This window comes from Komagataeibacter swingsii, from assembly GCF_003207895.1.
GTDB lineage: Bacteria > Pseudomonadota > Alphaproteobacteria > Acetobacterales > Acetobacteraceae > Komagataeibacter > Komagataeibacter swingsii.
In genome coordinates this window covers 100,535-125,217 of record NZ_NKUB01000002.1, presented here as the reverse complement: position 1 = coordinate 125,217, position 24,683 = coordinate 100,535, and the positions used below count along the sequence as shown (strand labels likewise).

Below are 24,683 nucleotides of genomic sequence, written 5' to 3'. Positions count from 1 at the left end.
TGCCATGTTGTGTCTTATATCAGGCCCGGCATGCAAGGGGCCGCACCCCCGCCATGGTCATGGCGTGCGGGGCGTGGACAGGCCGAAATGCTGTTCCAGCAGGGCGACATTACGCAGGTCGGCCTTGAAGGCGGTGTCAAATATGTCCCCCAGCACCGGGACGAGGTCCGCTGCCGCTTCCACCAGGACATTGGCCAGCATGCGGGCAAGGACGGGCCGCCCCACGCCCAGATGCCAGCTTTTCCACACGATGTAGAGCGAGGGCACGAGCATGATCGCGGTCCCGCCCACCGGCAGCAGCCCGATCAGCGTATCCAGCCCCCAGCGCGCCTTCGTGCCGGGAATGCGGAAGGCGGCGTCCAGCAATGTTGCAAGCCTGCGCAGCCGCGCCACTTCCTGACGGATATCGTGGGCGCTGGCGCCATGTGTGGCGGAGGGGGCGTATGATGTGATCATACCCGTTATTATGGTGTGGGCAGGGGGGCGTTACAATGTGCCCGGCGGGTCGTCCGGTCCGGTTTTTTTACGGTCGATATGGCCCATGTCGCGGTCGGGGGCGATGATGTCGCGCACGCGCTGCTTGAGTTCCTTAGGCCCCGGAAAACCACCGTCGCGCTTGCGTTCCCACACGCTGTGGCCATCAACCGTGATTTCAAAATGCCCGCCGCCGCCCGGGATCAGGGTCACGCTGCCCAGGTCCTGCCCGAAGGTGGACAGCAGTTCCTGCGCCATCCATCCCGCCCGCAGCAGCCAGTTGCACTGCGTGCAGTAGGTGATGGAGACATGGGGCCGGGGGGCCGCCGGGGCATCGGTCATGGGCGTGGTTCCTGCCTGTCGCAACGCCGGGCTGGGTCCGTCCGGCAACGCCCTTATTGTGGGCGCGCGGGACAGTCGGGCGCAAGGGGGTCAGACAGCGTGGACGTGGCCTTCACGCTCCCACAGGCGCAGTGCCGCGCAGGTCTGGATGAAACCGGCCGCGTCCTGCGCGCCATGGATGGCGACCACGCCTTTGTCGCGCGCCTTGGGGTGCAGGCCCGCCGCCGCCAGTACGATCTCGGCGGCGTCGTTATGCGCGATGAACTTGGCATGGGCGAAGGCGTCGGAAATGAAGTCGCGCATGGTAGCCTCGTGCCGCAGGAGATTGGCGCCCTCGACCGTGGGCAGCAGGGCCACGGCGTCATACAGCACGGACGGGCCGCCATTGATCTTCTGCTGCACGGTCAGGTCGTGGCCCGCGCTGTCCTTCAGGCCGCCCACGGTGGGCGCGATCAGCTCGACCGTGGCGCCCACGTCCCCGGCGGCGTCGCGCAGGGCGGCCAGCAGGGCGGCATCCACTCCGTTTGTCACGACAATGCCCAGCTTGCGGCCGGCAAAGCTGTCCGGTCCGTTTTTCAGGATGCTCAGGGCGCGCGATGGTTCCAGCCCCGCGACCACGGGGCGGGCGGCCTGTGCCGGTGCGGGCAGGGGCGACAGGCCCAGCCCCTTCGCCACCCCCTTGGCCAGGTCCTGATCGACATGCAGCAGGTGGCTGACCATGCGGGCGCGGATGGCGGGGGTTTCGACCTTGCTCAGTTCAAAGACGAACGCATCGCGGATATGCGTCTGTTCCACCGGGGTCTGGCTGATGAAGAATTGGCGCGCCTGGCTGTAATGGTCGGCAAAGGATTCCGAACGCTGGCGGACCTTCTGGCCCGACACCATGTCGGGGTACGACCTATAGCCATTCACGCTTTCACGCGGGCCGCCAGTGGGCTGGGGCCACGAATTGGGTTCGTAATTGGCCCGGCCCTTCGGGTTGTGCATGGCCATGTGCCCGTCCTGCTGGAAATTATGGAACGGGCATCTGGGCGCGTTGATGGGGATATGCGTGAAGTTGGGGCCGCCAAGGCGCTTGGTCTGGGTGTCAAGGTAGGAGAAGTTGCGCCCCTGCAGCAGCGGGTCGTTGGTGAAGTCGATGCCGGGCACGACGTTCTGGGTGCAGAAGGCGACCTGCTCGGTCTCGGCAAAGAAGTTGTCCGGCATGCGGTCCAGCACCAGGCGTCCCACGCGGCGGACCGGCACCAGTTCCTCGGGGACCAGCTTGGTGGGGTCGAGGATGTCAAAGTCAAAACTGTCGGCAAATGCGTCATCAAACAGTTGCACGCCCAGTTCCCATTCCGGGAAACGGCCGCTGTTTATGGCCTGCCACAGGTCGCGGCGGTGGAAATCGGGGTCGGCGCCATTGATCTTCAGCGCCTCGTTCCACACCACCGACTGCAGGCCCAGCTTCGGCTTCCAGTGAAACTTGACGTAAGTGGACTGGCCTTCGTCATTGATCAGGCGGAAGGTATGCACCCCGAACCCTTCCATGAAGCGGAAGGAACGCGGGATGGCGCGGTCGGACATGGCCCAGCAGACCATGTGCGTGGCCTCGGGCGAGAGCGATACGAAATCCCAGAAATTGTCATGCGCCGTCTGGGCCTGTGGAAAGTCGCGGTCCGGCTCCTGCTTGGCCGCATGGACGAAATCGGGGAACTTGATGGCGTCCTGTATGAAAAAGACGGGAATGTTGTTGCCCACAAGGTCCCAGTTGCCCTGCTGTGTATAAAGCTTGACGGCAAAGCCGCGCACGTCGCGCACCATATCCGCCGATCCCTTGTTGCCCGCGACGGTGGAAAACCGGACGAAGGCGGGGGTGCGCGCGCCCACATTGCCGAAAATATCGGCCTTGCAGACATCGCTCAGGCTGTCGGTCAGCTCGAAATAGCCATGCGCGCCGTAGCCACGGGCATGGACCACGCGTTCGGGGATGCGTTCGTGGTCGAAGTGGAAGATTTTTTCCCGGAAATGGAAATCTTCCATCAACGCCGGTCCACCAGCGCCCGCGCGCAGGGTGTTCTGGTCATCCGATACCGCGACACCCTGCTGGGTGGTCATGGCGGGGGTATCGCCCCCTGCCGTCTGGTGGGTTTCGCCACCCGCGCCGGTATGCGTGGTGGGGGACATGGGGGGATGGGATGTCTTGGCCATGGCGTGGGTACATATCCGTGCAGGGGGCGGAAAAAACAGGGATGGGGAGAAGGTCCGGCTTTTCCAACGGGCTGGCGTGGGCAGGGTTTCATTTCCCCGCGCGATGACGGTTGCCAACCGCCTGCGTACCGGGCAACAGGGGCGACATGTGTCACGCATCGTTGTGGGGATGGCTGCCGTTCATGCGTATGGTCTCTGGTTTCCTGTCCGGGCTTTCGCTGGTGCTGGCGCTGTACGCGCCCGCGCGGGCCACGCCCCCCGACACGGTTGATTTCGCGGCACTGACATGGACCGAAATCCGTGACGCCATCCATGGCGGCGACACCACCATCATCATTCCCGTCGGCGGCACGGAACAGAGCGGCCCCTATATCGCGGTCGGCAAGCACGACGCGCGCGCCATGATCCTTGCGCGCCGCATTGCCCGCGATGCCGGGCATGCCCTTGTCGCGCCCGTGGTGGCGTACGTGCCCGAAGGCGGTACGTCGCCGCGCACGTCGCACATGCGCTTTGCCGGCACGATCAGCATTACGCCCGCGACTTTCCGCGCCCTGCTGTCGGACGCGGCGGAAAGCTTCCGGGTGCAGGGGTTCAGGCGCGTGGTGCTGATTGGCGACCACGGCGGCTACCAGAAGGACCTGCGCGCGGTGGCGGATACGCTCAACCATCGCTGGCAGGGACAGGGCGCGCACGTGCTGTACGTCGCGGAATATTACGACGTGGTGCCCGGCGCCTATTCCACCTGGCTGCGCCAGCACGGCCATGCGGCGGAGGTGGGCATGCATGCCGACCTGTCCGACACGTCGCTCATGCTGGCGCTGGACCCTGCCCTTGTGCGCACGCAGGCCCTGCGCGCCGCCCCCCTGCCAACCCCGGCGCAGGGGGTGTATGGCGGCGACCCGCGACAGGCCAGTGCTGCGCTGGGGCAGGCAGGGGCCAACATGCAGGTAGCGGCGGCCGTGACGGCCATGCAACACGACCCAACAGGACAGAATTCGCACTGATTGCACCAGCCACACGGCGTGCTATAGGGGCCGCAAGGAACAGGATCACACTATGATACAAAAGAAAAAGCTGCCGGTTCTGGGACTGGGCATGCTCCTGCTGTCGGGTGGCAGCGTGCTTGCGCAGGCCGTGGATACCATTCCCGGAATGCCACCCGTGGTGGACCCGACCAACATCTATACCGAAACCCGGGCCGGGAAGCTCAACCCCGAGGTGGCGCAGGACCCGCCGCGCATTTACGTACCCAACCTGCGGTCGAACAACGTCTATGTGATCGACCCGCAGACATACAAGGTCGTGGCGCGTTTCAAGGTGGGCAAAAGCCCGCAGCATGTCGTCCCGTCATGGGACCTGCGCACGTTATGGGTCACCAACAATGCCGAAGGCACGACCGATGGCAGCCTGACGCCCATCGACCCGCGCACCACGCAGCCGTTGCCCAGCGTGGCGGTGGATGACCCGTACAACATGTATTTCACCCCCGACGGAAAATCCGCCATTACGGTGGCCGAAGCCCGTCAGCGGCTGGATTTCCGTGACCCGCACACGATGGAAATGCAGGGTTCGGTGTCGGTCCCGCAGTGCAAGGGCGTCAACCACGCCGATTTCTCCATCGACGGGCGCTATGCCATCTTCACCTGTGAATTCGGCGGTTACCTGGCCAAGGTCGATACCGTGAACCGCACGCTGATCGGGTACCTGAAGCTGTCGCGTGGCGGCATGCCGCAGGATATCCTGACCGCGCCGGACGGGCACAAATTCTATGTGGCGGACATGCATGCCGACGGGGTGTTCGTGATCGACGGCGACACCTTCCGTGAAACGGGCTTCATTCCCACCGGCATCGGCACGCATGGCCTGTATCCCAGCCGTGATGGCACGAAGATGTACGTGGCCAACCGGGGATCGCACAAGATCCATGGCGCGCCGCACAGCAAGGCCGGCGGGGTCAGCGTGATCGATTTCGCAATGGACAGGGTCGTGGCCAACTGGCCCATTCCCGGTGGCGGCAGCCCCGACATGGGCAATGTCAGCAACGACGGCAGGACGCTGTGGCTGTCCGGCCGGTTTGACGATGTTGTCTACGCCATCGACACCACCACGGGTGCGACCCGCAGCATTCCCGTGGGGCTGGAACCGCATGGCCTGACGGTGTGGCCGCAGCCGGGACGGTATTCCGTCGGGCATACAGGCATCCTGCGCTAAAAGGCGATCTGGAAACAGACCATTGATAAATGGCAGTTTTTGGTGAAGCTTTTTTAAAAGGCAGTATTTGAAAACGCCTTGGTGGTTTGCGCAGCAACCCGGGGATGGCGCGCTTCAGGCATGTCATCCCTGTTGTATCCCCGGGGCTGCATGCGATAGGATCATGCCTCCACAGGGAGGCATCCCGATCATGAAGCCAGCATCACCTGCCGCTACGGCTACCCGGTTTGTCACCGGCCGGTCCGCCCTTGGGACGGTGCTGGTGGCGATGGGGCAGGGGGGCATTGCCGCCATCATGCTGGGGGATGATCCTGAATCCCTCCACAATGCGGCGCGGGCCGACTTTCCGGGTGCCCGCCCGGTCCATGACGCAATGGCGGATCGTGTCCTTGCGAAGGTGCGGGCGTGCATTGATACGCCATGGGCGCCGCCCGGCCTGAAGCTGGACATGCAGGGCACACCCTTCCAGCTACAGGTGTGGCAGGCCCTGCGTGCCATCCCGTGCGGCACCACCGTGACCTATACGGAACTGGCGGCACGGATCGGCAGGCCGGGGGCCGTGCGTGCCGTGGCCGGGGCCTGTGCGGCAAACAGGCTGGCGGTGGTCATACCCTGCCATCGTGTCATACGCAGTGATGGCAGCCTGTCCGGATATCGCTGGGGTGTCGGGCGCAAGCAGTGGCTGCTGGCGCGTGAGCGGGCAGGCATGGCGCAGGCCGGTAAGCATCCGGTTGCCGTTCAGGAGATATGAACCACAAGATCGTCCTTGTGCAGGATTTCGCCAGCGGCGCGTGGCAACCCGACCGGCAGGACGGCGTGGCCGAACTGGGCTTCAAAAATCTCGCTGGCCGCCAGGTATATCGCGCTCAGGCCACAGACCAGCCCTTCATATCCCGCGATGACGCCCAGCACGGCGCGGCCGGAGATTTCCGCGCAGCCAAGCAGGACAAACAGCAGCGTCAGGCTGAAGAACACGACCTGATGCATGCGTGACGCCGCCAGTGATCCCACCGCCATGATGGCCGTAAACAGCGCCCATACCCACATGTAACCGCCCAGCAGCGCAGGCGGGGATTCAGGCGCCAGCCCCCAGTGCGGCAGGAACAGCAGCACAGCCAGCGAAATCCAGAATGCGCCATACGCCATGAACGCCGTCATGCCGAATGTATTGCGGTTGCCATATTCCAGCACCCCCGCGATGAACTGCGTGACCCCGCCAAAGACCAGCCCCATGGCCAGGATGGCCGAACCCATTGGCACGATCTGGGCGTTGTGCAGGTTGAGCAGGACGGTGGTCATGCCAAACCCCATAAGCCCCAGCGGGGCGGGATTGGCGTTTGCGTGGTCGTGCGCCATGCCGGTTTTTCCGTTTCATGATGGATGAATTATGACAAACCATGTCACCGTTGCTGCGGCGAGGATATTAAAATATGGCTTACCCTTTGCCGTTTGTGACCGGCTGCCAATGCGCGGACGCGGGCAGAGTTCCCGTGCGCTGCAAACAGGGGCATGAAATTACAAACGTTACTTTAGTGATTTGATATTTCATATCGGGGGCAGGCGAATAAAATGGAATGTTCCGGATATGCAAAATATTAATTGTATAGAAAATAAAGAAATATAATATAAAATATCAACATAAATTATATTTTTAAAAAATATCCTGTATTGTATGAAAGAAACCCATTGCCGTTTCTGGACGGGATCATTCCGCGCAGGATATGGTGCAGCCGGGAAGGGCTGTTAAGACAGGCTATCGTTTTCGTTGACTGCTCGGGATTGATTGATGACAGACCCCCATCCGCACAAGGCCCCTACGCGCCGGCAGATCCTGACCCGGATCGGCACGCTTGCCGGTAGTGCGGCATTGTACCAGGCCATGACCACCATGGGCCATGCGCAGGGGACGGACTTTACGGCCCCCCCGGTCCTGTCGGGCGCGAAACGCGGGACGCGCGTGCTGGTGCTGGGCGCGGGACTGGCGGGCATGCTGTCCGCCTATGAGCTGCGCAAGGCGGGATACGCGGTGCAGGTGCTGGAATTCCAGGGGCGCAGCGGGGGGCGCAATATCAGCCTGCGTGGCGGCGACACGGTAACCGAACTGGGCGGCGCGGTGCAGAAGGTCGGATTCGCATCGGGCAATTACATCAATCCCGGCCCATGGCGCATTCCCTATCACCATCAGGGCCTGCTGCATTACTGCCGCGAATTCGGGGTGGAACTGGAACCATTTGTGGAACTGAACCACAATTCATGGCTTCATTCGTCCACCGCGTTTGATGGCAAGCCGGTCCGCTACCGTGAATTCTCAAGCGACTTCACCGGCTTTACGGCCGAGCTGCTGGGCAAGGCGATCGACCAGCACAGGCTGGATGACGTGATGGGCGCGGATGAGCGCGCGCACCTGCGCACCGCCATGGAACAGTGGGGCGGCCTTGACCCCGATCTGGCATACCGCAAGGGCGATACCAGTTCCCTGCGCCGTGGCTATACCCGGCCGCAGGGTGGCGGGATCGAGGGCGCGCCAATCCCGTCGGACCCGTTTGCCCGCAAGGATGTGCTGCGGTCGGGGCTGTGGACATGGATGGCCTTCCATGAACGCCTGGAAATGCAGACCACCATGTTCCAGCCCGTGGGCGGCATGGACATGATCGGCAGGGGGTTCAACCGGCAGGTGCATGACCTGATCACCCTGAACTGCAAGGTCACATCCATCCGGCAGGATGACCATGGCGTGCGGGTCATGTACAATGACATGAACCATGGCGGCGTGGTGCGGCAGGCGCAGGCCGATTACTGCGTATGCACCATCCCGCTGTCCATCCTGTCGCAACTGGATGTGCAGGTCAGCGCGCCGCTCAAGGCCGCGATCATGGCGGTGCCCTATGCGTCCTCGGTCAAGATGGGGATGGAGTTCAGGCGCCGCTTCTGGGAGGAAGATGACCAGATTTACGGCGGCATAAGCTATACCGACCAGCCGATCAGCCAGATCGCCTATCCCAGCCACGGCTATTTTTCCCGTGGCCCGGCGGTGCTGCTGGGGGGATACATGTTTGGCCCCGCCGCCTTTGACTTTGCGGGCATGACGCCACAGGCGCGGCTGGAGCAGGCGCTGGCGCAGGGCGAGGTCCTGCATCCCGGCACGTACCGCAAGGAATTTTCAAACGGCGTCAGCCTGGCATGGAGCCGCGTGCCATGGGCGCTGGGCTGCTGTTCCATGTGGAGCGAACAGGCCCGCAAGACCCATTACAAAACGCTGTGCACGATGGATAACCGCATCGTGCTGGCGGGCGAGCATGCATCCTATGTCGGATGCTGGCAGGAAGGGGCCATCCTGTCCGCGCTGGATGCGGTGACCCAGTTGCATAAACGGGCACAGGGAGCCAGCTGATGCGCAGGATCGTACTCCTTTCCACACTGCTTGCCCTGCCGCTGCTGGCTCCGCCCGGGACGGCGCATGCCGACAGCGCCAGCGCGTTTGAGGGCGCCGTCCAGCCCATGACGACAGGGGAGGACGTGTACCACCACGTCTGCCAGAGCTGCCACATGCCCGATGGCAAGGGGGCCATGGGCGCGGGCGCGCAGTTCCCGGCGCTGGCCGGCAATGCCAAGCTACAGGCCAGCGCCTATCCGATCTATGTCATCATGAACGGGTATGGCGGCATGCCATGGTTTTCGGAAATGCTGACGGACCAGCAGATTGCCAATGTCGTGGCCTACATCCGCACGCATTTTGGCAATAACTATACCGATCCCGTGACCCCGACCGAGGTAACGCCCCAGCGGCCGGCCATCCCGCCCAAGGAGATATATTGATGCCCGATATGAAAACGACGGCCCTTGCCGCACTCATGCTCATGACCGGCATGGGAACCGCGCTGACCGCGCACGCGGCCGATGGCATCGTACGCCACCCGGAAAAGGATTTCCCCATTTCCACCGTGATCGAGGTGCCGGCTGGGGCCGCGACAATCTATCTGAGCGGTGAGGGCGCGCCGGTACAGGACAGGAAGGCCGACCCGCACACCATCGCGGCCTATGGCGATACACAGGCCCAGACCCGCGCCGCGCTGGAATCCATCCAGGGCGAACTGAAAAAGCTGGGTCTGGGTCTGGGCGATGTGGTCCAGATGCATGTGTACATGGTTGAGGACCCGAAGTTGGGCAGGCTGGATTTTGACGGGATGATGAAGGCCTATACCCAGTTCTTCGGCACGGCGAAGCAGCCGAACCTGCCGGTACGGTCCGCTTTTGGCGTGGCCCATCTGGGCAATCCCGGCTGGCTGGTTGAAATCGAGGTCACGGCCGTACGCGCACCCGTCCGGTAATGCCGTATCCGGCGCCATCATGCTCCCGGCAGGTCGTGGAACGGGGGCAGGCCATGGTCAGCCTTGGCGGATAAAAAAAAGGACGTCCCGCCGAAGCGGGACGCCGAGTTTAGGGATTGGGAGACGTTGTGGTGTCACGAGATCCACACCGCATTAACTTCACTTGCGGATAATAGTTTTCCTGAAACCAGATTAATGAAGAAAATATTTTGTTTATGATATGTTCATGAATGTGGCCGTCGCGTTCATGCCCCGTGCAGCATGACAAACTGCCGGGCGAAGGGCAGCATGACCGCGATGCTCAGCAACCCGAGCACGACGGTCATCCCGGCGAAAGTCGCCATGTGATGGGGATAATCCTCGGTATATAAAAGCCCGCAGACCCAGAACAGCACAGCTTCCACCGCCAGGCCAACGCCCAGTACCGGGACATGGAAAAACGCGCCGGCCAGCCACCATGCAATAGCCCCCACCACAACGACAGCCATCGTTGAACGGAACAGGAATAGGATTGCACGCATGTCTGCCCCTGGGCCTTGTGATCGGGAAGGAAACATCACGTAACCGTGACCATGGGCGCAGGATGCCCGTTTCCATGCCGATGGGCAACCGCAGGCAGCCGACATGCCGGCTGCCTGCGGGACAGGTGGGGTTACTGCGCGGCGGGGGTAGCGGCCGAGGCCGTGCCTGCTGCCGGGGTATCGGTCGTCATCTTGCCCGGCGTGGTCGAATGTTCGACATCATAAGCCGTTGCCTTGGCTTCATAATTGCCCTTGGCGCCGGGGTGTTCCTGGTCATACAGGGCGGCCTTCGCCTTGGCTTCCTTGCGGTATTCGTGGCGCTTGTACATGCCCGTTACGCAACCGGCGGCGGCACCCAGCACGGTGTGGTGGTTGGCCACATGCCCGCCAACCGCGCCGACGGCGCCGTATTTCAGGCAGCCACCGGGTTCGGCATGGGCGGCTGTGGCGCAGGTGATGGCCGCGACGGCGCCAAGAAGAGCGATTTTACGCATCGATGTTATCCTTTTTTACGTACAGTTCAGTCTGATATTCATGGCATATCCGATACGACATATTTTGTCACCTTTTACGCCATGATATCCGGATTTTCGTGCAGCCCGGCGGTAATGACATGCAGGCAGGCCAGCACGTCGGCCATCCGCGCCCGGGCCTGCGGGGTTGTGGCGCGCGCCTGTTCATGCCGGGTCCAGACCATTACGTAAGGGGTCATGGCTGCGGCCTGCTCCCTGTCCCAGCGCGCCAGGAACATGGTCACGATCCGTTCGGCGCGTGCGGGTAGCTGGCCTTCGCGGACCAGTTCACGCAGGCGGATGATATGGATGCCCACCGTCATGGACATGATCTGCCGCGCGACACAGGCCCCCAGCACGGAGGGGGGCAGGGCGTTGGCCTGAAACAGGATGCGCACAAGGCTGGAGGCACAACTGGCCAGCCAGGCTGTCGCATCCGTGTGGGTATCCAGCCGCGCCAGGTGACGCAGCCGCTGGCTGACCCATGCCTCTGTCCGGCGGACATGCACATCCATGCGGAAAGGCACGACCAGCCGGTAGGTCAGGAGCACGAACATGATACTGGCCAGAAACGCCATGGTATTGTTCAGGAACGAGATTTCATCAAACCGCCCCTGGTTGATCGGCCCGATCAGCACCGGCAGGAACATGTTGAACGAAAACGCGTAACCCGCAAGCTGCGGCCTGCGGGCCGCAAGTCCCCCCACCGTCATGGGCACCAGCAGGGCCATCAGCAGGATTTCCGGCGCGGTAATGGCGGGGATGACCCACAGCGCCAGGACCGCCGCCGTGGCCGCGCACCACAATCCCCCTTTCAGGAATGGCGTGGTGGCGACCAGCGGGTTTTCGCGCGTTGCCATCAGGCCGTAGATCAGGGCGACGAAGGAAATGAACGCAGGCCCGTGATGCCATGCGGTCATTTCCCATATAACGCACGCCCCCATGATTGCGGCCGCCGCGCGCAGGCCGTTATTGACGGCCTCACGCATGTGGCGGCGGGATGTCAGGCTGAAACGGAACCGGTCCCCACGCGGCGCGGTGGCGCAGGCGGTTATTTCGCGCCCGACCCGCGTGGCTTCGGACAGCAGCGCTGTGGTTACCGGCTGCCATTCCGGGCTGGCTGGCGTATCGGGGGCGGGGGCATTGTCGCGCAGCCAGGCAGCCAGTGCCTGTTCGGGTCGCGCAGCGTCCGTGCGTGGCGGCATGGTCATGCCGGGATGCAGGATCTGCAACGCGCGCGCCTGCGCCAGCATGACCAGCATGCCCGCCAGCGCACGCCGGGCATGGTCGCCCACATGGTTGCGTGGCCCCAGTTCCAGCGCGCTGAATTCGATCTGTCCGCTGAATGTCACGATCCGTTTCAGCAGGGTGCCCGTCATGGCCTGCTGTTCCGGCCCGGCCGGTGTGCCGGGGGAATGGGTAATGGCGGCGCAGGTGGCGCGGAACGTATCGGCCAGCCGGTCCAGAAGCTGCTGGCGGGCGCGTTCCACCATGCGGGGCATGAACATGACCGCTAGAACCGCTTCGCACAGCACGCCCAGTATGATGTAGCTGCTGCGCGCGACACTTATGGCGAAGACATCATCGGGTTGCGCAATCGCCCCCGTGGCGATGATGGCCGATGTAAATCCCGTCAGCACCAGCCCGTACGCCCGGTACTGGTCCAGCAGCGTCGCCAGTGCGCAGCACAGTCCGATCCACAGCGACAGGCAGGTGAAAAACAGCCCCGGCGCCTGTGGAAAGGCCGCCATCAGGGTAATGGCCGCAACACCGCCCACCAGGGTTCCGAAAATCCGCCACCGTGCCTTGGACAGGCTTTCCCCGCGTGAGGACTGCGCCACGACCCATACGGTCAGCGGTGCCCATTGCGGGCTGTCCAGTTCCATCCACATCGCGATCAATAGCGAGATGATGGCGGCAAACGCGGTCCGTACCGCAAACGCCAGGTCTGGCAGGGCTGGCGCATAAATCCATGAAACGCGCCTTACCTGATGCATCAGTACGCCGGTAAGGCGTTCAGGCAGGGGTAAAGTTGCGGTCCATGCCCCCATTTCATTCAGCCTTTTACATCATGTTCACGACGCGCCTTGCCCAATGCGGGCTTGCCGTGGCGGAACATGGCGGGGGCGGGGCCGGCCGGTCCAATCGTTTGTCATGATGTTTTGATAAGTAATATTTATGAAAAGCCCCTGTCGGGGTCAAGGGCGTGACGCCACAGGCGGTTCCGGGCTGCATCCGGCTATGGCGCGGGCATGCGTGGCGCGGCGCCTGCCCGGCGGTGAAAACGCCCCGGCGTTCAGAATGTAATGCTGCCGTGCAGGCCAAAGATGGCTTCGTTGCCGACGCGCCGGTTGCCGCTCCAGTCAGCCACGCCACCGGATGGGTTCCAGACGTACTGGAAATCGGGCTGCATCACCATCCATGGCGTAACCTGTGCCTGATAGGTCAGTTCGAGATGGTTCTCGTTGCCCTGCACGAAGGAATTGCTGTCGCGATCGAACTGGCGCTGCCCCGAACTGGCGCGGCCAATACCCCAGCCCAGCCCGATCGTGTCGTTGTCACGGCCCCTGAACGGGGCCTTCAGGTTCAGGCCCGCGTCGATGGCGAAGCTGATCATGTTGCGGTCGCCCCCGTTGCCCGTGGCGCGCACGAATACCCCGACCGAACGCGCGGACCTGAGCGATGGCCGCCAGATCATCTGGTCGATGATGCCATAAACCATCCAGTTGCCCCGGTCCCATCGCGGGGTCAGGTCGGACTGTGTGCTGCTGGCGTTCAGCGTGGCCGCGCCCAGCGAGGTGCCCCGCTGGTTGTAACGGTAATCGGCAAACTTTGCCGTATCGTAATAGCCACCCAGCTTGTACACGCCCGGCAGGCCGGGGTTTTTGGTCGTGCTGGACATGTCGGCCGGCTGTGGGTTGAGCGCGTATTGCAGTTCGGTCATCAGCAGCGCGCCGGTGCCCATGTTGAAGGTCGTGCCATTGGCGCCATTGGTGGTCTGGCTGGTGGGATCGGAATTGTAGCCGCTGATGGAACCGGTAGCCTGCTGGATGGGCAGGGAGTTGTAGCGGTTGCCGGGTGGGTTGTCGTCGGCCGCGGCGAACATGAAGGTGAACTTCTCGCTGGGGCGGTAGCGGATGCGGATGGCGGGGGACGACAGTGGCCATGACGGCCCGCCGCCATACAGGTTGACCGAAGGCGCCATGGGCCAGCCGAAATTGGCGTTGAGGTAAAGCGAGGCGTAATCGCTTATCAGGAATTCGGTATCAAGGTCCTGCTGGCCGATCTTCACGTCCAGTTTTCCCTTGAGGAAGGACTGCTGGTACCACAGTTCGAACAGGCGGGTGGAGCGGTCGGCCTCGAACCCGCTGATGGGGTTGAAGTTGGCCAGGTGGTCCTGCGAGATCGAGCGCCCGCGCGTCTGCAGCGCGCTGACGTTGAACAGGCCCCCCTTCAGCCCGAACAGCTTTTCGGTATCGATGGTCAGCGTGGGCATGGTGACGCCGTCATAGGCGGGGCCGGTGCCCGAACCGCCCGCGCCATCATTGCCCGAAGCCGACCCGCCGGTGCCGTTGCCCCATACCTCGTCGACTTCCTGAATGTCGAATGTAATGCCGTGCCTGTACAGCCACGGCCGCGCGCCCCACAGGTTGCCCAGCAGGTTGCCGCTGGTGTCGAGCTTGTCATCACCGGCTGCCTTTTCTTCCGCATCGGCCTGCGCGCGTTCCGAATCACGCACCGTGGCCGGGTCGATCTGCTGGATCAGCGGGGTGGAATTGCCAAGGCGGGCGCGGTCTTCCTCGATCTGTGTCTGGACCTGGGCAAAGCCTGCCGCGGGCAGGGCCAGGCCGAACCATACGACACATGACCCCATGAGCAGATGCCGCCGGACGGCGCTGGGGGAAGGGGCGGAAACGGAAAAGCTCGATCCCCGTGACATATGCCGTGAGTGGGAAGGGGTCATGACATCCATCGCAAATGATAATTAATATCAATAAGAATAACTCTCAATTACATCTTGGCGCCAAACCGTCAATCATATGTGTTATGCGTATTTTGCAATTCTGATATCAGCGCAGGAAAACCTTTGGTACGCCTTCACTATTCAGGCATGACATGATCATCACACCCGTCCACAGGCACAGCGAAATACCTGCCCCGACCCGGCCACGGAGCGAAACAGCCGGATTGCCGCGCAGCACGGACAGATAGACGGAGCGGTGGCACCACATGGCATTCAGCATCGCCAGCGTGATCAGCAGCAGCTTGGGTGTCAGGTACGCCCGGCTGCCGATATGCACCGGGTCGTAGAAGAACAATACGACACCCGTAACCATGGCGGTAGCGAAGGCAATGTGCAGCGGGCGCACCATCAACTGCGCCGTGGGGGCCAGGCGGGGCGCCAGGCGGGGATTGAGGATGCCAAGGTCAAACAGCATGTCCATCCCGAAGAACATGGCCATGCTGACGATATGCGCGATGCGGATCAGGTAATGGACCGGCTGTAGCCAGAAGTGCAGCATCCGGCTGTCCATGGCGATCAGGACCGCATAGGGCAGGCGCATAAACGCGAGGGGATGGCTGATCATGGCAGGTGGTCTCCGTGTGTATCGCACAGCACATACCATCCGTTGACAGTGATAACAATTATCATTATCAGAATTGTGAAATCAGCCGGAAGGGGATCTGCGTTCTGGTCGCGGGATTACTGGAAACCAAAAATAAAACAGGCCCGTGACCCAATGCTCAGATACATGGAAACAATCATCATGAAGAAAAAGTGTTCTATACTGGCGCTGTCCATCGCGGCCCTGCCTGTGGGTGTCACGGCGGCGCAGGCGCGTGAATATCCCATTGGCGGTCCCGTTCAGGCGCATGACATGGAAATCGCCTCCAGCTACCTGACGGGTATCATGGTCGATCCCATGCCAGCCGGCATGACCGACAATACCAGGCCGGATACCATCCACCTTGAAACCGATGTCCACGCCACCGCGGACAACGTGTGGGGCTACCCCGACGGGGCATGGGTGCCGTATCTTACGATCGGCTATTCGCTGACAAAGGACGGCACGCCGTGGAAGGCGGAAGGCACGATGCACTTCATGACCGCCAAGGACGGTCCGCATTATGCCGATAACGTGCAGATGGACGGCCCGGGCCGCTACACGGTCGTACTGACCTATTCCTCACCTGAACAGAGCGGCTTCCTGCATCATGTGGACAAGGAAACCGGCACGCCGGGGTTCTGGAAACCGTTTACCGAGACGTTCAATTTTGCCTATCCCCAGAAATGATTGTCCCGGGGGCATGACCGCGCAGGCTGGTGCCCATCGCATCATCATGGCGCAGGGACATCCGGCTTGCGCCCTTGCCCTGCCGGTAAAACAGTACCTGGCCTGACCGGAATACATGCTGCCCTGCTGCGTGTGGCAGGGCAGGCGAGGATTTCCCGCCTGCACGCCGTCCCTGTACCTGCCGGGTCATATGCCCGGCAGGTACAGGATTCCTGCCGCATGCCGCAGCGTTGCGGGTCCACACATAGCCACACCTGCATGATGCCTCCGCCGGGCAGGCTGTCTGGCGGGCAGATCCGCCAACCTTATGCGCCCATGACCATGGACGTGGGGGGGCACCCGGACAGATCGGGCGGACAGGCGGCCACGATGGCCATGGAACGGGAATGGAAAGACGGAATGGGATGTCGCCAATCCGCTTTTCCCGTTCATTTCCATAATATCATCAAATATAATATATGCCGCGTGGTCTGGCTGATACAGTCCGTTACTTATGAATGGGGTCGGTCAGCCTATCGCACGGAATCTGGACGGGGCGTGCAGCTATGCAGGCTGTCATGGATGCAACCTTGGCGCGTGCTGCCTGAATGGATGTAATGACAGCGGAACGATGGTTCAGTTCTGCAATAACGGAATGACAGCATGTATTGTGGTGCGGGTACGGGTGGAATGCGGCCCATTATGATTCATGCCACGCAGGTCAGGGCCATGCAGGCGGATGCGCGATATATGTCATGCCGGAATATGAATATATGTATTTGTCGTAATATGTAATGACTACAAAATTCAGATTTTGTTTCCATGTCGTTTTTTGGTCATGTGCATGTAATTGAATAATTTGTTAAATGATATTGCATGACGCCATAAAAATTATTGGTATATGATTTATATTTAAATAAAAACAAAAATTAAATAACTTGGCATAATGTGTTCAGGTTGGTTTGTTTATTATTTTTTTATAAAATTTAATTTTGTCCAATGTCTATTTTTATAACAGATATGATCGATGAACAGGTCGTGTATTTTATATGATGTGTTTATAAAATGGTGAAAATTCATTAACTAAACTCAGTAAATTAAGAATTTGAGACAGTTTTTTTCAATTTTTCAAACAAGAAATTGCATATGCTCCCTGGATGCGATAATGGACATGATTATTATTGCGTCGTCGCGTCCGTATGGAGCACACAAGGCATGCTGATATGCAACCTATGCAGGCATTGCCGCGTATGTCTCTGTAATGGGGGTGATATAAAAAATACGCGCCAAAAGGCTTTATTGTGGTTGCATAATAGACGCATGATTATTACTGATAGGGCAGATATGTCCCCGGACGGCAATCTACAGAGGAAAGATTCAGACATTGGATAATAAAGATCTCCCGCATACCGAACTGGTATCCATGACGACAGAGATCGTGGCTGCGCATACCAATCATAATACCGTTGGCATCGAGCAGATCCCCACCCTGATCGAGACGGTTTATACTGCGCTGAAGGGCCTTGGCGCTGAAAAGGTGGTTGAACCCGCACCGCTGCAGCCGGCCGTGCCGATCAAGAAATCAGTATTTCCTGATTACGTGATCTGCCTGGAAGACGGCAAGAAGCTGAAGATGCTCAAGCGTCACCTGCAGACGGCATATGGCATGACCCCGGAACAGTATCGTGAAAAATGGGGCCTGCCTGCCAATTATCCGATGACGGCCCCCAATTACGCCGCGCATCGTTCATCCCTTGCACAGAAGATTGGCCTGGGTCGCAAGGTTGTGGTTGAGCCGGAACCCGAAGTCGCGGCGGAGGCCCCGGCCAAGCCCGCGCGCAAGACCCGTGCGCGTCGCAAGAAGGGCGTCGATGCATAAGCATCACGGATACGCTGTATAGTTGCAAGCACCCAGCCTGTTCGCAGGCTGGGTGTCTGTATTTGCGGGGAAGGGAAAGATCTTTCCCTATATGTAATGACAGACGCAATATTGCATTCTGCCGGTCATGAACATGTGGGGGCTTTCTTATCCGCACGCTCGGCCCGTGTTGCCTTTTGCTGCATGTCGTCATGCAGGGCGGGAAGGGGATGGCTGCTGTCTTGGCAATATATATCCGTAACAACATGGCGCGCCCTATCCATCTGTTGGGCGGTATAGTGTTCCTGACGCAGGCCATGGAGGCTGTCGGGACAGACATATCAAGAAACGGCTTGAACCGATTTTCTTTGGAATCTCTCCAAATCATAAAGAATTTTCTGTTAAGAGACTGTTTGAAAAGTCAGATCATGATAGCGCTTTAAAATTAAAGAAAGTTTTTGGTGAAGCTTTTTGCAAAAGCTTCGAAAGAACGCCGCCTTTTTGAGAAAAAGGCGGCGCCTAAGAACTTTTATTGTTTTTTATCAATGATTTGTTTTCAAACAGCCTCTAAAATCCTTATCGGGAAGCATATGCAAATACTGCCTTCCTGAAAAAGCGGCGTTCAGGCCCCTGTATTCCGGTGATCGGCCATTCGGTCCGGAACGGCCTTCCGGGCAGCAGGATAGCCGTTGTGGTGCTTGTGCCGTATGTACATCACCTTGACGTCATGTGACGTATGTTATCGCTGCGGTCCGGGTCGGGCAGGACATGGTCGGGGTCAAGGATGGCCCTTTCGACTGCCGGGCCGCCGGGAAAGGCAACGGTAATATTATCCGCCATGTGCCAGCTTTCCGTCGGGATGACCTGATCCGCGTGCGTGCCGTTGCTGTACTCCAGCCGCAGTGTCACGGGCAGCATGAGCCTGCCCTTGGTCCTTATGCCGACCTGCGTGCCCTGACGGGCGTCATGATTGACATAGGACAGGCGGGTCAGGGCATAATCCGGCCAGTCATTTTCAAAATACCAGCCGCGCCAGAACCATCCCAGGTCTTCGCCAGATTCGCTTTCCATCAACCGGAAAAAATCCGACGGGGTGGGATGGCGGTACGCCCATGCCTGGATATAGCGGCGGAAGGCGGCGTCGAACCGCTCAGGCCCCAGTATCTGTTCACGCAGCAGCATCAGTCCATATGCACTTTTGAAATACGTGACCGGATGCCGGTATTTTTCCGGCACCAGTTCCGCTGGTGTCATAAGGGTGGGGGCCTGCGGGTCTTTCAGCACCGGGATGATGTCATCGGCGGGCCTGCCGGTCAGTGGGGCGAATTCCGCGTCATGCTTGGGTGCGTATTCCCCATGGTTGAAATGCCGTGATGCATAGGCGTCGATAAAGGTATTGAACCCTTCATCCATGAACGCATCACGCCGTTCGTTACTGCCCACGATCATGGGAAACCAGCCATGGCCCAGCTCATGCGTGGTGATCCAGAACAGCGTATCGTTCCGGTCCTCCCAGCCGTCAAAGACAATGCCGGGATATTCCATGCCCGCGCCATATCCCCCGACATTGATGGCGTTGGGCCAGGGGTAGGCAAACCATTGCCGGGAAAAGTATTCGATGGCATGCCTGACATATTGGGTGGACCGGTCCCATGCCTGCGGGCCGATCCCTTCCCGCGGGTAGACCGACATCGCCAGGCGCGGCGCGGGCTTCATGCCGGGGGCGGGACGGACCGGCGGCAGGTCGATGCGCGCCGCATCCCATAAAAAGGCGGCGGATGCGGCAAAGGAGACATCACGCGTGTTTCCCATGTAAAAACGCCATGTCTTTTCCCCCGTGCGGGCCACGTGGCTTGTGGGGTCCGCTACGTCGTGTGCTGTGCGGATCATCACGGTCTGGTCGCTGCGGCCCGCCTGCGCCAGGCGGGCGCGTTCGGTCCGGGTCAGGACGTCCGCCGGATTGAGCAGCGCGCCGGAACCGACAACCGTGAAATTCCACGGCACCGTGATGCTGTAATCAAAATTGCCGTATTCAAGGTAGAACTCCTGTCCCAGATAGGGCAGCGTGTCCCAGCCGCGATGACTGTCATAGACGCACATGCGGGGATACCACTGCGCGATTTCGTACATCTCGCCATCCCCGGCGGGGGTGACCGCCGTACGGCCGCCCCACCGACCGGGAATGGTGTAATGCCAGCGTATGTGGATCCGGACCTTCTGCCCGTGGGACAGCGGCGCACCGGGCAGGGCAAGCTGCATACGGGTATCGGATATGCGTGGCGGAAGCGGGATTTCATGCCCATGGCGCATGATGGCGACTGAATCGATCACCATGCCGTCGGTCGTATGGGGGTGGCGTTCAGGGTTGGCGAAGCCCGCGCGGGCATGAGGCCGGTAGATGTTCTGGTCCAGTTGCAGCCACAGCGTATCAAGGCTGTCGGGGCTGTTGTTGGTATAGGTCAGGGTTTCCTCGCCCGACAGGGCATGGGTGGGCGTGTCGATCCGGGCATGGATGACGTAGTCCGCCCGGTTCTGCCAGTAATCCGGCCCCGGCAGGCCAGAACCCGAATTGTAGCGGTCGGGCGCATCGGGCAGGGACAGGGGGGCAAAGACCCGGCGCATGTCCATTGCGGTTGCGGCGGGTGCCGCCCGTGCCCCGGTTACCGCGCAGCAGCCCGCACAGGTCAGGATAACCACCAGCTTTCCGTATGCCATCGCCCTGCCTTCCGCCTGTCATGGTTGCGGTAAGGTAACGGATGGCGCCTGAAGTGCAAGATGCGGACGGGTGCCGTGCGGGCGCAGGCCCTCAGATGACCTTCAGGCCAACGGTAACAAGGATCGCGGCCAGTATGATGCGCTGCACCCGGTCGGGCACAAGCCCGATGCACAGGCTGCCCAGTATGATGCCAGGGATGGACCCGCACAGCAGCGAGGTCAGCAGCGGGATATCAATATCCCCGATCCACCAGTGCCCCATGCCCGCGATGGCCGTCAGCGGCACGGCATGCGCGATGTCGGAACCGACCAGCCGGCGGATTTCCAGCGTGGGATAGAGGAAGATCAGCGCCGCCATGCCGATGGCCCCCGCGCCCACGGAAGACAGCGTGACCATGACCCCCAGCACCGCGCCCAGCAGCGTGGTCAGCCGGCCGGTCATGGCGGGGGAAACGCTGCCGGCCTTCTGCCGCGACAGCATCTGCAGCCGGTGGCGAAACAGTACGCTGGGGGCGGTAATCAGCAATGCGATGCCCAGCGCCACGGAAATCACATGCGTCACCTGCGGCGAGGGGCTGCCCGCCCAGTGAAGGGCCGCGATCGTAAGCCCCGTGGCCGGTATGCTGCCCAGCGCCAGCCGTCCCACCACGCGCCATTCCACCGACCGGCTGCGGCCGTGCACCAGCGTGCCTACCGTCTTGGTCAGGGCCGCATACAAAAGGTCCGTGCCCACGGCGGACTGTGGATGCACCTTGAACAGCAATATGAGCAGCGGGGTCATGAGCGACCCGCCCCCCACGCCGGTCATGCCGACAAGAAAGCCGACCCCAAGGCCAGACAGCACGTAAAGCAGGTTGATCGATTCAGGCAGGTGCATGATGGGGCTTCATGGTTCGATGGTTGCGGGGCAGGGAGCGTATGCCCACCGGCATGGGGTAAGGGCGGCTGTCTATCCGTTCCTGCGCGTTTTGCATCCGAATTACACAAAAAAATAAGTGGTTTAAGCCGGGTGGATACGACTGTTTATGTGTAATTTTCATGAAGCACAAGCATATTTGGTGATATGAAGGCGCCATATTTTGGCATATAACCCGTAAAAATACGGAAAATCCCCGTTTTCCGACAGGCCGGGATGATTTGCGGCGGGCGCGTCCGGTAACCCGATGCGGCGCCGTGCCTCCCTTATCCATACTCATGTCGCGGAAGCGGCCTGTCCGCCCCGCCGCCACGACATGCGCTTGCGAACAGGCAGGCGGCCTGGCCCGGGTCATGCGCGGGTTCCGTGGTCTTTCCCGTAGTCTGAAAATAACCCCGAAGGCGCGGCAACCTGTTTTCATTGCACCCGTTGCAGGGGGAACCATTTACGGAGAGGCGCCATGTTCAGCAGACAGGTAGCGGGTAAGGCATGGAATGCCATTGCGGTCCGCCCGGTCCCCTCACCGCCGGACCATGGACCCGGACAGGATCCCGGTCACGGCGAACCCGATGAGAAGGAGCCACTGGACCCGCCGGGAAAACGTTGCCCGGACCATGATGAGGACGAACCGATCGATCCCGACAAGGACGGGCTGGTTGAACCGCTGGAACCCGATGAGGAGGACGAGGGGCCTGTTACGGACTGAATGCGCCTCATCATTCGCATGCCCGTAACAGGAACGGAATGGATGATTGCCGGCATTTATATTTAAGTAATATTTCAGACAGAAATAACCTGCATGGCAGAATATGCGCCCGGCGTGCCTGCGAACGTATCGTTACCTATCTGTAACATAAAGCGGCGTTTCGTGGTTCCTGAATATTTTTGGAAAATACTTCACCGGGAACATGTCCTGCTTGCATCATCCTGTTCGGGATGACTGTTTTAAACAGCATCCTCCATGAACGTGGAAGTGCCTGCGGGGTCAGGCATCATGGCGGCAACGGTGCCATCAGCCTGCAATGCCGCCATGGTGGTCGCAAGTTTTTCGCCGTTGGCTGCGTTCTGGCGGATATAGACCGCAAAATGGCGGTCTTCCGGATAATCCGGCGTCAGGATGATGTTGACTTTGCCGTGCAGCCGCTTCTGCCGGTAATAAAACCCCACATCCTGACTGGCGAAAGCAAAGACGCGCCCGATCGGGAACAACTGCACCACCTTGTCTTCCCGTCGGGTACTGCTGGATAATGATCGGCGCACGCCCGGCAACCCGATGATGTCGCTTATGGCCATGCCGCAGCACTGCGCCGCCATGCCGGGAAACAGGCCGATAAAATCCGTTGGTGTCACGACCAGGCGGGCATGCCAGTAACGGGCCAGCATCCACGCCCGGTCAATATCCACCCCGTCATGGTCGACGCATCCGCGCCGGCAACGGATGCCATGGGTGGCAGGGCGGGATTGACGCATATCGTCAGTGTATCGTCATGCACGCAGCCCGGCTGGAGGATCAGCAGGCCCGGCACGACTGGCAGGCAGCGCGGGATGGGCGCATGCAGGCGGGAAAGCGTCATGGTCGTGTGGCTACGGCCGGGGCAGGCGGGCATGGGCGGCTTCCCTCACGCGCGGTCGTGGGGTACAGCAGGTGGGCATTTCCTGTGCGCGGGACATGGTTCATGGGTGGTGAAAGGATAAGGTTGCATGATGGAACAGAAACTCCGGCAGATTAACGGGGACCGGACACTGCTGATGAACGCGGGCGCCTTCGCATGTGTCGTCGCGATGCTGGGGATCGCAAACCTGGTCTGCCGTTTCGTGCTGCATACGGATGTGGTGTTCCTCATGCCATGGCTGGTGGCGGCCACGGGGCTGTATTTTTTCCTGCCGGCCCTCATGCTCTGGCTCATTACCGGCCGCCCGTCCGGCTCCTGAACGGGCGGGACCCGCAAAACGTGCGCCGGTGGATGGACATGCGCCAGGCACATGCCTATTGAGGCGGTATGTCTTCCATCGGTTCCAACCGGAGCGTGCGGCTCGGTATAGATTTCGGCACGACCAATACTGTCGTGGTCGTGCTGGATGCGCAGGGGCGGCCCACGCCCGCGCGTTTTTCCTTTCCCCATCATCCCCCGGCCGAAACATGCCGGTCGCTGCTGTGCCTGTGGCGTGAGGACAGTGTGCCCGGGCGGTCGTCCCTGCGGGAGGCGATCGGGGCGGCGGCGATCGACGCCTATCTGGAAGACCCGGCGGACAGTCGGCTGATCATGTCCATGAAGTCCTATCTGGCGCAGGCGTCTTTCCGCCAGACCCGGCTCATGGGGCAGGTCATGACGCTGGAAATGCTGGTCGCCAGCTTCCTGTCATGCCTCATGCGCACGATCGGCATTGACCCTGCCGATGTCACCGCGACGGTTGGCCGTCCCGTGCATTTCGCGGGTGAACGGCCCGATGATGCGCTGGGTGAACAGCGCCTGCGTGACAGTTTCCGCGCGGCGGGATTCCACCATGTGGACGTGGCGCTGGAACCCGAAGCGGCGGGCTGGCATTTCGCCCGGCGGCTGGGCGCGCCCGCGACCGTGCTGGTGGGCGATTTTGGCGGCGGCACGAGTGACTTTTCCATCCTGCGCTTTGACCCGGCCAATCTGCGCAACGCCACCGCGCTGGGCTATGCCGGTGTCGGCATTGCGGGGGACCAGTTCGATTACCGCATCATTGACAATGTCATCGCACCCGAACTGGGCCGCCACGCCACCTATCGCGTCATGGGCGGGCAGCCGCTGCCGGTTCCGGCCGAATGGTATGCAAGCCTTGGGCGCTGGCACCGCCTGGCGCTGATGCGCACCCCCCAGACCCTGCGGGCCATTGCCGACGTTGCCCGCACGGCGTCCGAACCCGACAGGCTCCATGCTCTGATGAACATCATTGATGAACAGCAGGGGCAGGCGCTGTACCGCGCGGTGGGGGCGGCAAAGCGCGCGCTGTCCATCGCCGGGCGCACGGTGCTGCGCTATGACCACCGCGACGTGCATATAGACCGCGCGATCACGCGCGCTGAATTCGAAGGCTGGATCGCGCCCGACCTCCAGCAGTTCGATGACGCGGTGGGGCTGGCGCTGGACCGCGCGGGGCTGCCGACCACGGCCATCGACCGGGTGTTCCTGACGGGGGGCACGTCGTTCGTGCCTGCCGTGCGCGACCTGTTCAACCGGCGTTTCGGCGCGGAGCGCGTGGATACGGGCAATGAATTCGTCTCGGTCGCGGAGGGGCTGGCCCTGATGAATGCCTGATGGCGGCCGCCTGCCGCGCATTCCCTTCATCGTGTGTGTTTACAACTGCT

At 61.2% G+C, this 24,683-nt stretch carries 24 protein-coding genes; 11 read left to right on the top strand and 13 right to left on the bottom strand.

All coding sequences use genetic code 11. From position 1 onward, the window contains the following. Positions 1–57: 57 nt before the first annotated feature. From CFR76_RS02385 to CFR76_RS02375, 3 genes are all read right to left on the bottom strand, one after another. Positions 58–456 (bottom strand): DUF4112 domain-containing protein, encoded by a 399-nt coding sequence (locus tag CFR76_RS02385; RefSeq protein WP_110555649.1) that lies wholly within the window; start codon positions 454–456, stop codon positions 58–60. Between the two features lie 30 nt (positions 457–486). Then, positions 487–816, bottom strand: a complete 330-nt coding sequence (locus CFR76_RS02380) for a SelT/SelW/SelH family protein (RefSeq protein WP_110555648.1) — start codon at positions 814–816, stop codon at positions 487–489. A gap of 90 nt (positions 817–906) precedes the next feature. Then, a complete protein-coding gene (locus CFR76_RS02375; RefSeq protein WP_110555647.1) occupies positions 907–3,009 on the bottom strand; it encodes a catalase in 2,103 nt (700 codons plus the stop codon). A gap of 182 nt (positions 3,010–3,191) precedes the next feature. Here CFR76_RS02375 and CFR76_RS02370 point away from each other — a divergent pair, with 182 nt between their 5' ends. From CFR76_RS02370 to CFR76_RS02360, 3 genes are all read left to right on the top strand, one after another. After that, on the top strand, positions 3,192–4,013 hold the full coding sequence (locus tag CFR76_RS02370) for a creatininase family protein (protein WP_110555823.1): 822 nt from the start codon (positions 3,192–3,194) through the stop codon (positions 4,011–4,013). 52 nt (positions 4,014–4,065) lie between these two features. Further along, positions 4,066–5,220, top strand: coding sequence for a YncE family protein (locus CFR76_RS02365; protein WP_110555646.1), 1,155 nt, complete (start codon positions 4,066–4,068; stop codon positions 5,218–5,220). 190 nt (positions 5,221–5,410) lie between these two features. After that, on the top strand, positions 5,411–5,971 hold the full coding sequence (locus CFR76_RS02360; RefSeq protein ID WP_110555645.1) for a methylated-DNA--[protein]-cysteine S-methyltransferase: 561 nt from the start codon (positions 5,411–5,413) through the stop codon (positions 5,969–5,971). Here the strand turns inward: CFR76_RS02360 and CFR76_RS02355 are convergent. Next, positions 5,959–6,576, bottom strand: a complete 618-nt coding sequence (locus CFR76_RS02355) for an acetate uptake transporter (RefSeq protein ID WP_110555644.1) — start codon at positions 6,574–6,576, stop codon at positions 5,959–5,961. The genes CFR76_RS02360 and CFR76_RS02355 overlap by 13 nt on opposite strands. Positions 6,577–7,006: 430 nt before the next feature. On the opposite strand from CFR76_RS02355, the gene CFR76_RS02350 reads away from it, so the two are divergent. The 3 genes from CFR76_RS02350 to CFR76_RS02340 are packed head-to-tail and all read left to right on the top strand — an operon-like array spanning position 7,007 to position 9,548. Next, positions 7,007–8,611, top strand: coding sequence for a flavin monoamine oxidase family protein (locus CFR76_RS02350; RefSeq protein WP_110555643.1), 1,605 nt, complete (start codon positions 7,007–7,009; stop codon positions 8,609–8,611). Next, the gene (locus tag CFR76_RS02345; RefSeq protein ID WP_110555642.1) at positions 8,611–9,036 is read left to right on the top strand and encodes a c-type cytochrome; all 426 of its coding nucleotides are present in this window, start codon (positions 8,611–8,613) and stop codon (positions 9,034–9,036) included. The genes CFR76_RS02350 and CFR76_RS02345 overlap by 1 nt, the downstream gene beginning before the upstream one ends. Beyond that, complete coding sequence (locus CFR76_RS02340) at positions 9,036–9,548, top strand: RidA family protein (RefSeq protein ID WP_110555641.1); 513 nt, start codon at positions 9,036–9,038, stop codon at positions 9,546–9,548. The genes CFR76_RS02345 and CFR76_RS02340 overlap by 1 nt, the downstream gene beginning before the upstream one ends. A 245-nt stretch (positions 9,549–9,793) precedes the next feature. Here the strand turns inward: CFR76_RS02340 and CFR76_RS02335 are convergent, their stop codons facing one another. The 5 genes from CFR76_RS02335 to CFR76_RS02315 form a co-directional block, all read right to left on the bottom strand. Then, complete coding sequence (locus CFR76_RS02335; protein WP_110555640.1) at positions 9,794–10,069, bottom strand: hypothetical protein; 276 nt, start codon at positions 10,067–10,069, stop codon at positions 9,794–9,796. 131 nt (positions 10,070–10,200) lie between these two features. Continuing rightward, positions 10,201–10,563, bottom strand: coding sequence for a hypothetical protein (locus tag CFR76_RS02330; RefSeq protein WP_110555639.1), 363 nt, complete (start codon positions 10,561–10,563; stop codon positions 10,201–10,203). Positions 10,564–10,637: 74 nt separating this feature from the next. Then, the gene (locus tag CFR76_RS02325; RefSeq protein ID WP_244191733.1) at positions 10,638–12,578 is read right to left on the bottom strand and encodes an FUSC family protein; all 1,941 of its coding nucleotides are present in this window, start codon (positions 12,576–12,578) and stop codon (positions 10,638–10,640) included. Positions 12,579–12,877: 299 nt separating this feature from the next. Then, complete coding sequence (locus CFR76_RS02320; protein ID WP_244191765.1) at positions 12,878–14,455, bottom strand: carbohydrate porin; 1,578 nt, start codon at positions 14,453–14,455, stop codon at positions 12,878–12,880. 196 nt (positions 14,456–14,651) lie between these two features. Further along, positions 14,652–15,170, bottom strand: a complete 519-nt coding sequence (locus CFR76_RS02315; RefSeq protein ID WP_110555637.1) for a hypothetical protein — start codon at positions 15,168–15,170, stop codon at positions 14,652–14,654. A gap of 165 nt (positions 15,171–15,335) precedes the next feature. Between CFR76_RS02315 and CFR76_RS02310 the strand changes: the two genes are divergently transcribed. Both CFR76_RS02310 and CFR76_RS02300 read left to right on the top strand, forming a co-directional pair. Next, complete coding sequence (locus CFR76_RS02310) at positions 15,336–15,878, top strand: iron transporter (RefSeq protein WP_110555636.1); 543 nt, start codon at positions 15,336–15,338, stop codon at positions 15,876–15,878. Positions 15,879–17,241: 1,363 nt separating this feature from the next. Next, a complete protein-coding gene (locus CFR76_RS02300) occupies positions 17,242–17,736 on the top strand; it encodes a MucR family transcriptional regulator (RefSeq protein ID WP_110555634.1) in 495 nt (164 codons plus the stop codon). A 693-nt stretch (positions 17,737–18,429) separates the two neighbouring features. On the opposite strand, the gene CFR76_RS02290 is transcribed toward CFR76_RS02300, so the two are convergent. Next, positions 18,430–20,430, bottom strand: coding sequence for a M1 family metallopeptidase (locus CFR76_RS02290; RefSeq protein WP_110555632.1), 2,001 nt, complete (start codon positions 20,428–20,430; stop codon positions 18,430–18,432). Between the two features lie 91 nt (positions 20,431–20,521). Beyond that, a complete protein-coding gene (locus CFR76_RS02285) occupies positions 20,522–21,307 on the bottom strand; it encodes a sulfite exporter TauE/SafE family protein (protein WP_110555631.1) in 786 nt (261 codons plus the stop codon). A gap of 499 nt (positions 21,308–21,806) precedes the next feature. On the opposite strand from CFR76_RS02285, the gene CFR76_RS02280 reads away from it, so the two are divergent. Then, on the top strand, positions 21,807–22,052 hold the full coding sequence (locus CFR76_RS02280; RefSeq protein WP_110555630.1) for a hypothetical protein: 246 nt from the start codon (positions 21,807–21,809) through the stop codon (positions 22,050–22,052). A gap of 239 nt (positions 22,053–22,291) precedes the next feature. Here the strand turns inward: CFR76_RS02280 and CFR76_RS02275 are convergent, their stop codons facing one another. Further along, entirely contained in the window at positions 22,292–22,750 is a 459-nt protein-coding gene (locus CFR76_RS02275) for a hypothetical protein (RefSeq protein WP_146222624.1), read from the bottom strand. Further along, a complete protein-coding gene (locus tag CFR76_RS02270) occupies positions 22,693–22,953 on the bottom strand; it encodes a hypothetical protein (protein ID WP_146222623.1) in 261 nt (86 codons plus the stop codon). Before CFR76_RS02270 ends, CFR76_RS02275 begins: the two co-directional genes overlap by 58 nt. Before the next feature lie 94 nt (positions 22,954–23,047). On the opposite strand from CFR76_RS02270, the gene CFR76_RS02265 reads away from it, so the two are divergent. Together CFR76_RS02265 and CFR76_RS02260 are read left to right on the top strand one after the other, a co-directional pair. Further along, on the top strand, positions 23,048–23,278 hold the full coding sequence (locus CFR76_RS02265) for a hypothetical protein (RefSeq protein WP_110555627.1): 231 nt from the start codon (positions 23,048–23,050) through the stop codon (positions 23,276–23,278). Positions 23,279–23,346: 68 nt separating this feature from the next. Beyond that, on the top strand, positions 23,347–24,633 hold the full coding sequence (locus CFR76_RS02260) for an Hsp70 family protein (RefSeq protein WP_110555626.1): 1,287 nt from the start codon (positions 23,347–23,349) through the stop codon (positions 24,631–24,633). The last annotated feature ends 50 nt before the right edge of the window (positions 24,634–24,683 follow it).

What these genes read in the sequence shown, in the direction of transcription:
- CFR76_RS02290 (WP_110555632.1), bottom strand. Translation starts at nt 20,430, where the DNA reads ATGGCATACGGAAAGCTGGTGGTTATCCTGACCTGTGCGGGCTGCTGC.
- CFR76_RS02260 (WP_110555626.1), top strand. Translation starts at nt 23,347, where the DNA reads ATGTCTTCCATCGGTTCCAACCGGAGCGTGCGGCTCGGTATAGATTTC.
- CFR76_RS02310 (WP_110555636.1), top strand. Translation starts at nt 15,336, where the DNA reads ATGGAAACAATCATCATGAAGAAAAAGTGTTCTATACTGGCGCTGTCC.
- CFR76_RS02385 (WP_110555649.1), bottom strand. Translation starts at nt 456, where the DNA reads ATGATCACATCATACGCCCCCTCCGCCACACATGGCGCCAGCGCCCAC.
- CFR76_RS02355 (WP_110555644.1), bottom strand. Translation starts at nt 6,576, where the DNA reads ATGGCGCACGACCACGCAAACGCCAATCCCGCCCCGCTGGGGCTTATG.
- CFR76_RS02350 (WP_110555643.1), top strand. Translation starts at nt 7,007, where the DNA reads ATGACAGACCCCCATCCGCACAAGGCCCCTACGCGCCGGCAGATCCTG.
- CFR76_RS02370 (WP_110555823.1), top strand. Translation starts at nt 3,192, where the DNA reads ATGCGTATGGTCTCTGGTTTCCTGTCCGGGCTTTCGCTGGTGCTGGCG.
- CFR76_RS02325 (WP_244191733.1), bottom strand. Translation starts at nt 12,578, where the DNA reads ATGCATCAGGTAAGGCGCGTTTCATGGATTTATGCGCCAGCCCTGCCA.
- CFR76_RS02320 (WP_244191765.1), bottom strand. Translation starts at nt 14,455, where the DNA reads ATGGGGTCATGTGTCGTATGGTTCGGCCTGGCCCTGCCCGCGGCAGGC.
- CFR76_RS02330 (WP_110555639.1), bottom strand. Translation starts at nt 10,563, where the DNA reads ATGCGTAAAATCGCTCTTCTTGGCGCCGTCGCGGCCATCACCTGCGCC.
- CFR76_RS02280 (WP_110555630.1), top strand. Translation starts at nt 21,807, where the DNA reads ATGTTCAGCAGACAGGTAGCGGGTAAGGCATGGAATGCCATTGCGGTC.
- CFR76_RS02360 (WP_110555645.1), top strand. Translation starts at nt 5,411, where the DNA reads ATGAAGCCAGCATCACCTGCCGCTACGGCTACCCGGTTTGTCACCGGC.
- CFR76_RS02365 (WP_110555646.1), top strand. Translation starts at nt 4,066, where the DNA reads ATGATACAAAAGAAAAAGCTGCCGGTTCTGGGACTGGGCATGCTCCTG.
- CFR76_RS02265 (WP_110555627.1), top strand. Translation starts at nt 23,048, where the DNA reads ATGATGGAACAGAAACTCCGGCAGATTAACGGGGACCGGACACTGCTG.
- CFR76_RS02315 (WP_110555637.1), bottom strand. Translation starts at nt 15,170, where the DNA reads ATGATCAGCCATCCCCTCGCGTTTATGCGCCTGCCCTATGCGGTCCTG.
- CFR76_RS02345 (WP_110555642.1), top strand. Translation starts at nt 8,611, where the DNA reads ATGCGCAGGATCGTACTCCTTTCCACACTGCTTGCCCTGCCGCTGCTG.
- CFR76_RS02340 (WP_110555641.1), top strand. Translation starts at nt 9,036, where the DNA reads ATGCCCGATATGAAAACGACGGCCCTTGCCGCACTCATGCTCATGACC.
- CFR76_RS02270 (WP_146222623.1), bottom strand. Translation starts at nt 22,953, where the DNA reads ATGCCCGCCTGCCCCGGCCGTAGCCACACGACCATGACGCTTTCCCGC.
- CFR76_RS02335 (WP_110555640.1), bottom strand. Translation starts at nt 10,069, where the DNA reads ATGCGTGCAATCCTATTCCTGTTCCGTTCAACGATGGCTGTCGTTGTG.
- CFR76_RS02285 (WP_110555631.1), bottom strand. Translation starts at nt 21,307, where the DNA reads ATGCACCTGCCTGAATCGATCAACCTGCTTTACGTGCTGTCTGGCCTT.
- CFR76_RS02375 (WP_110555647.1), bottom strand. Translation starts at nt 3,009, where the DNA reads ATGGCCAAGACATCCCATCCCCCCATGTCCCCCACCACGCATACCGGC.
- CFR76_RS02380 (WP_110555648.1), bottom strand. Translation starts at nt 816, where the DNA reads ATGACCGATGCCCCGGCGGCCCCCCGGCCCCATGTCTCCATCACCTAC.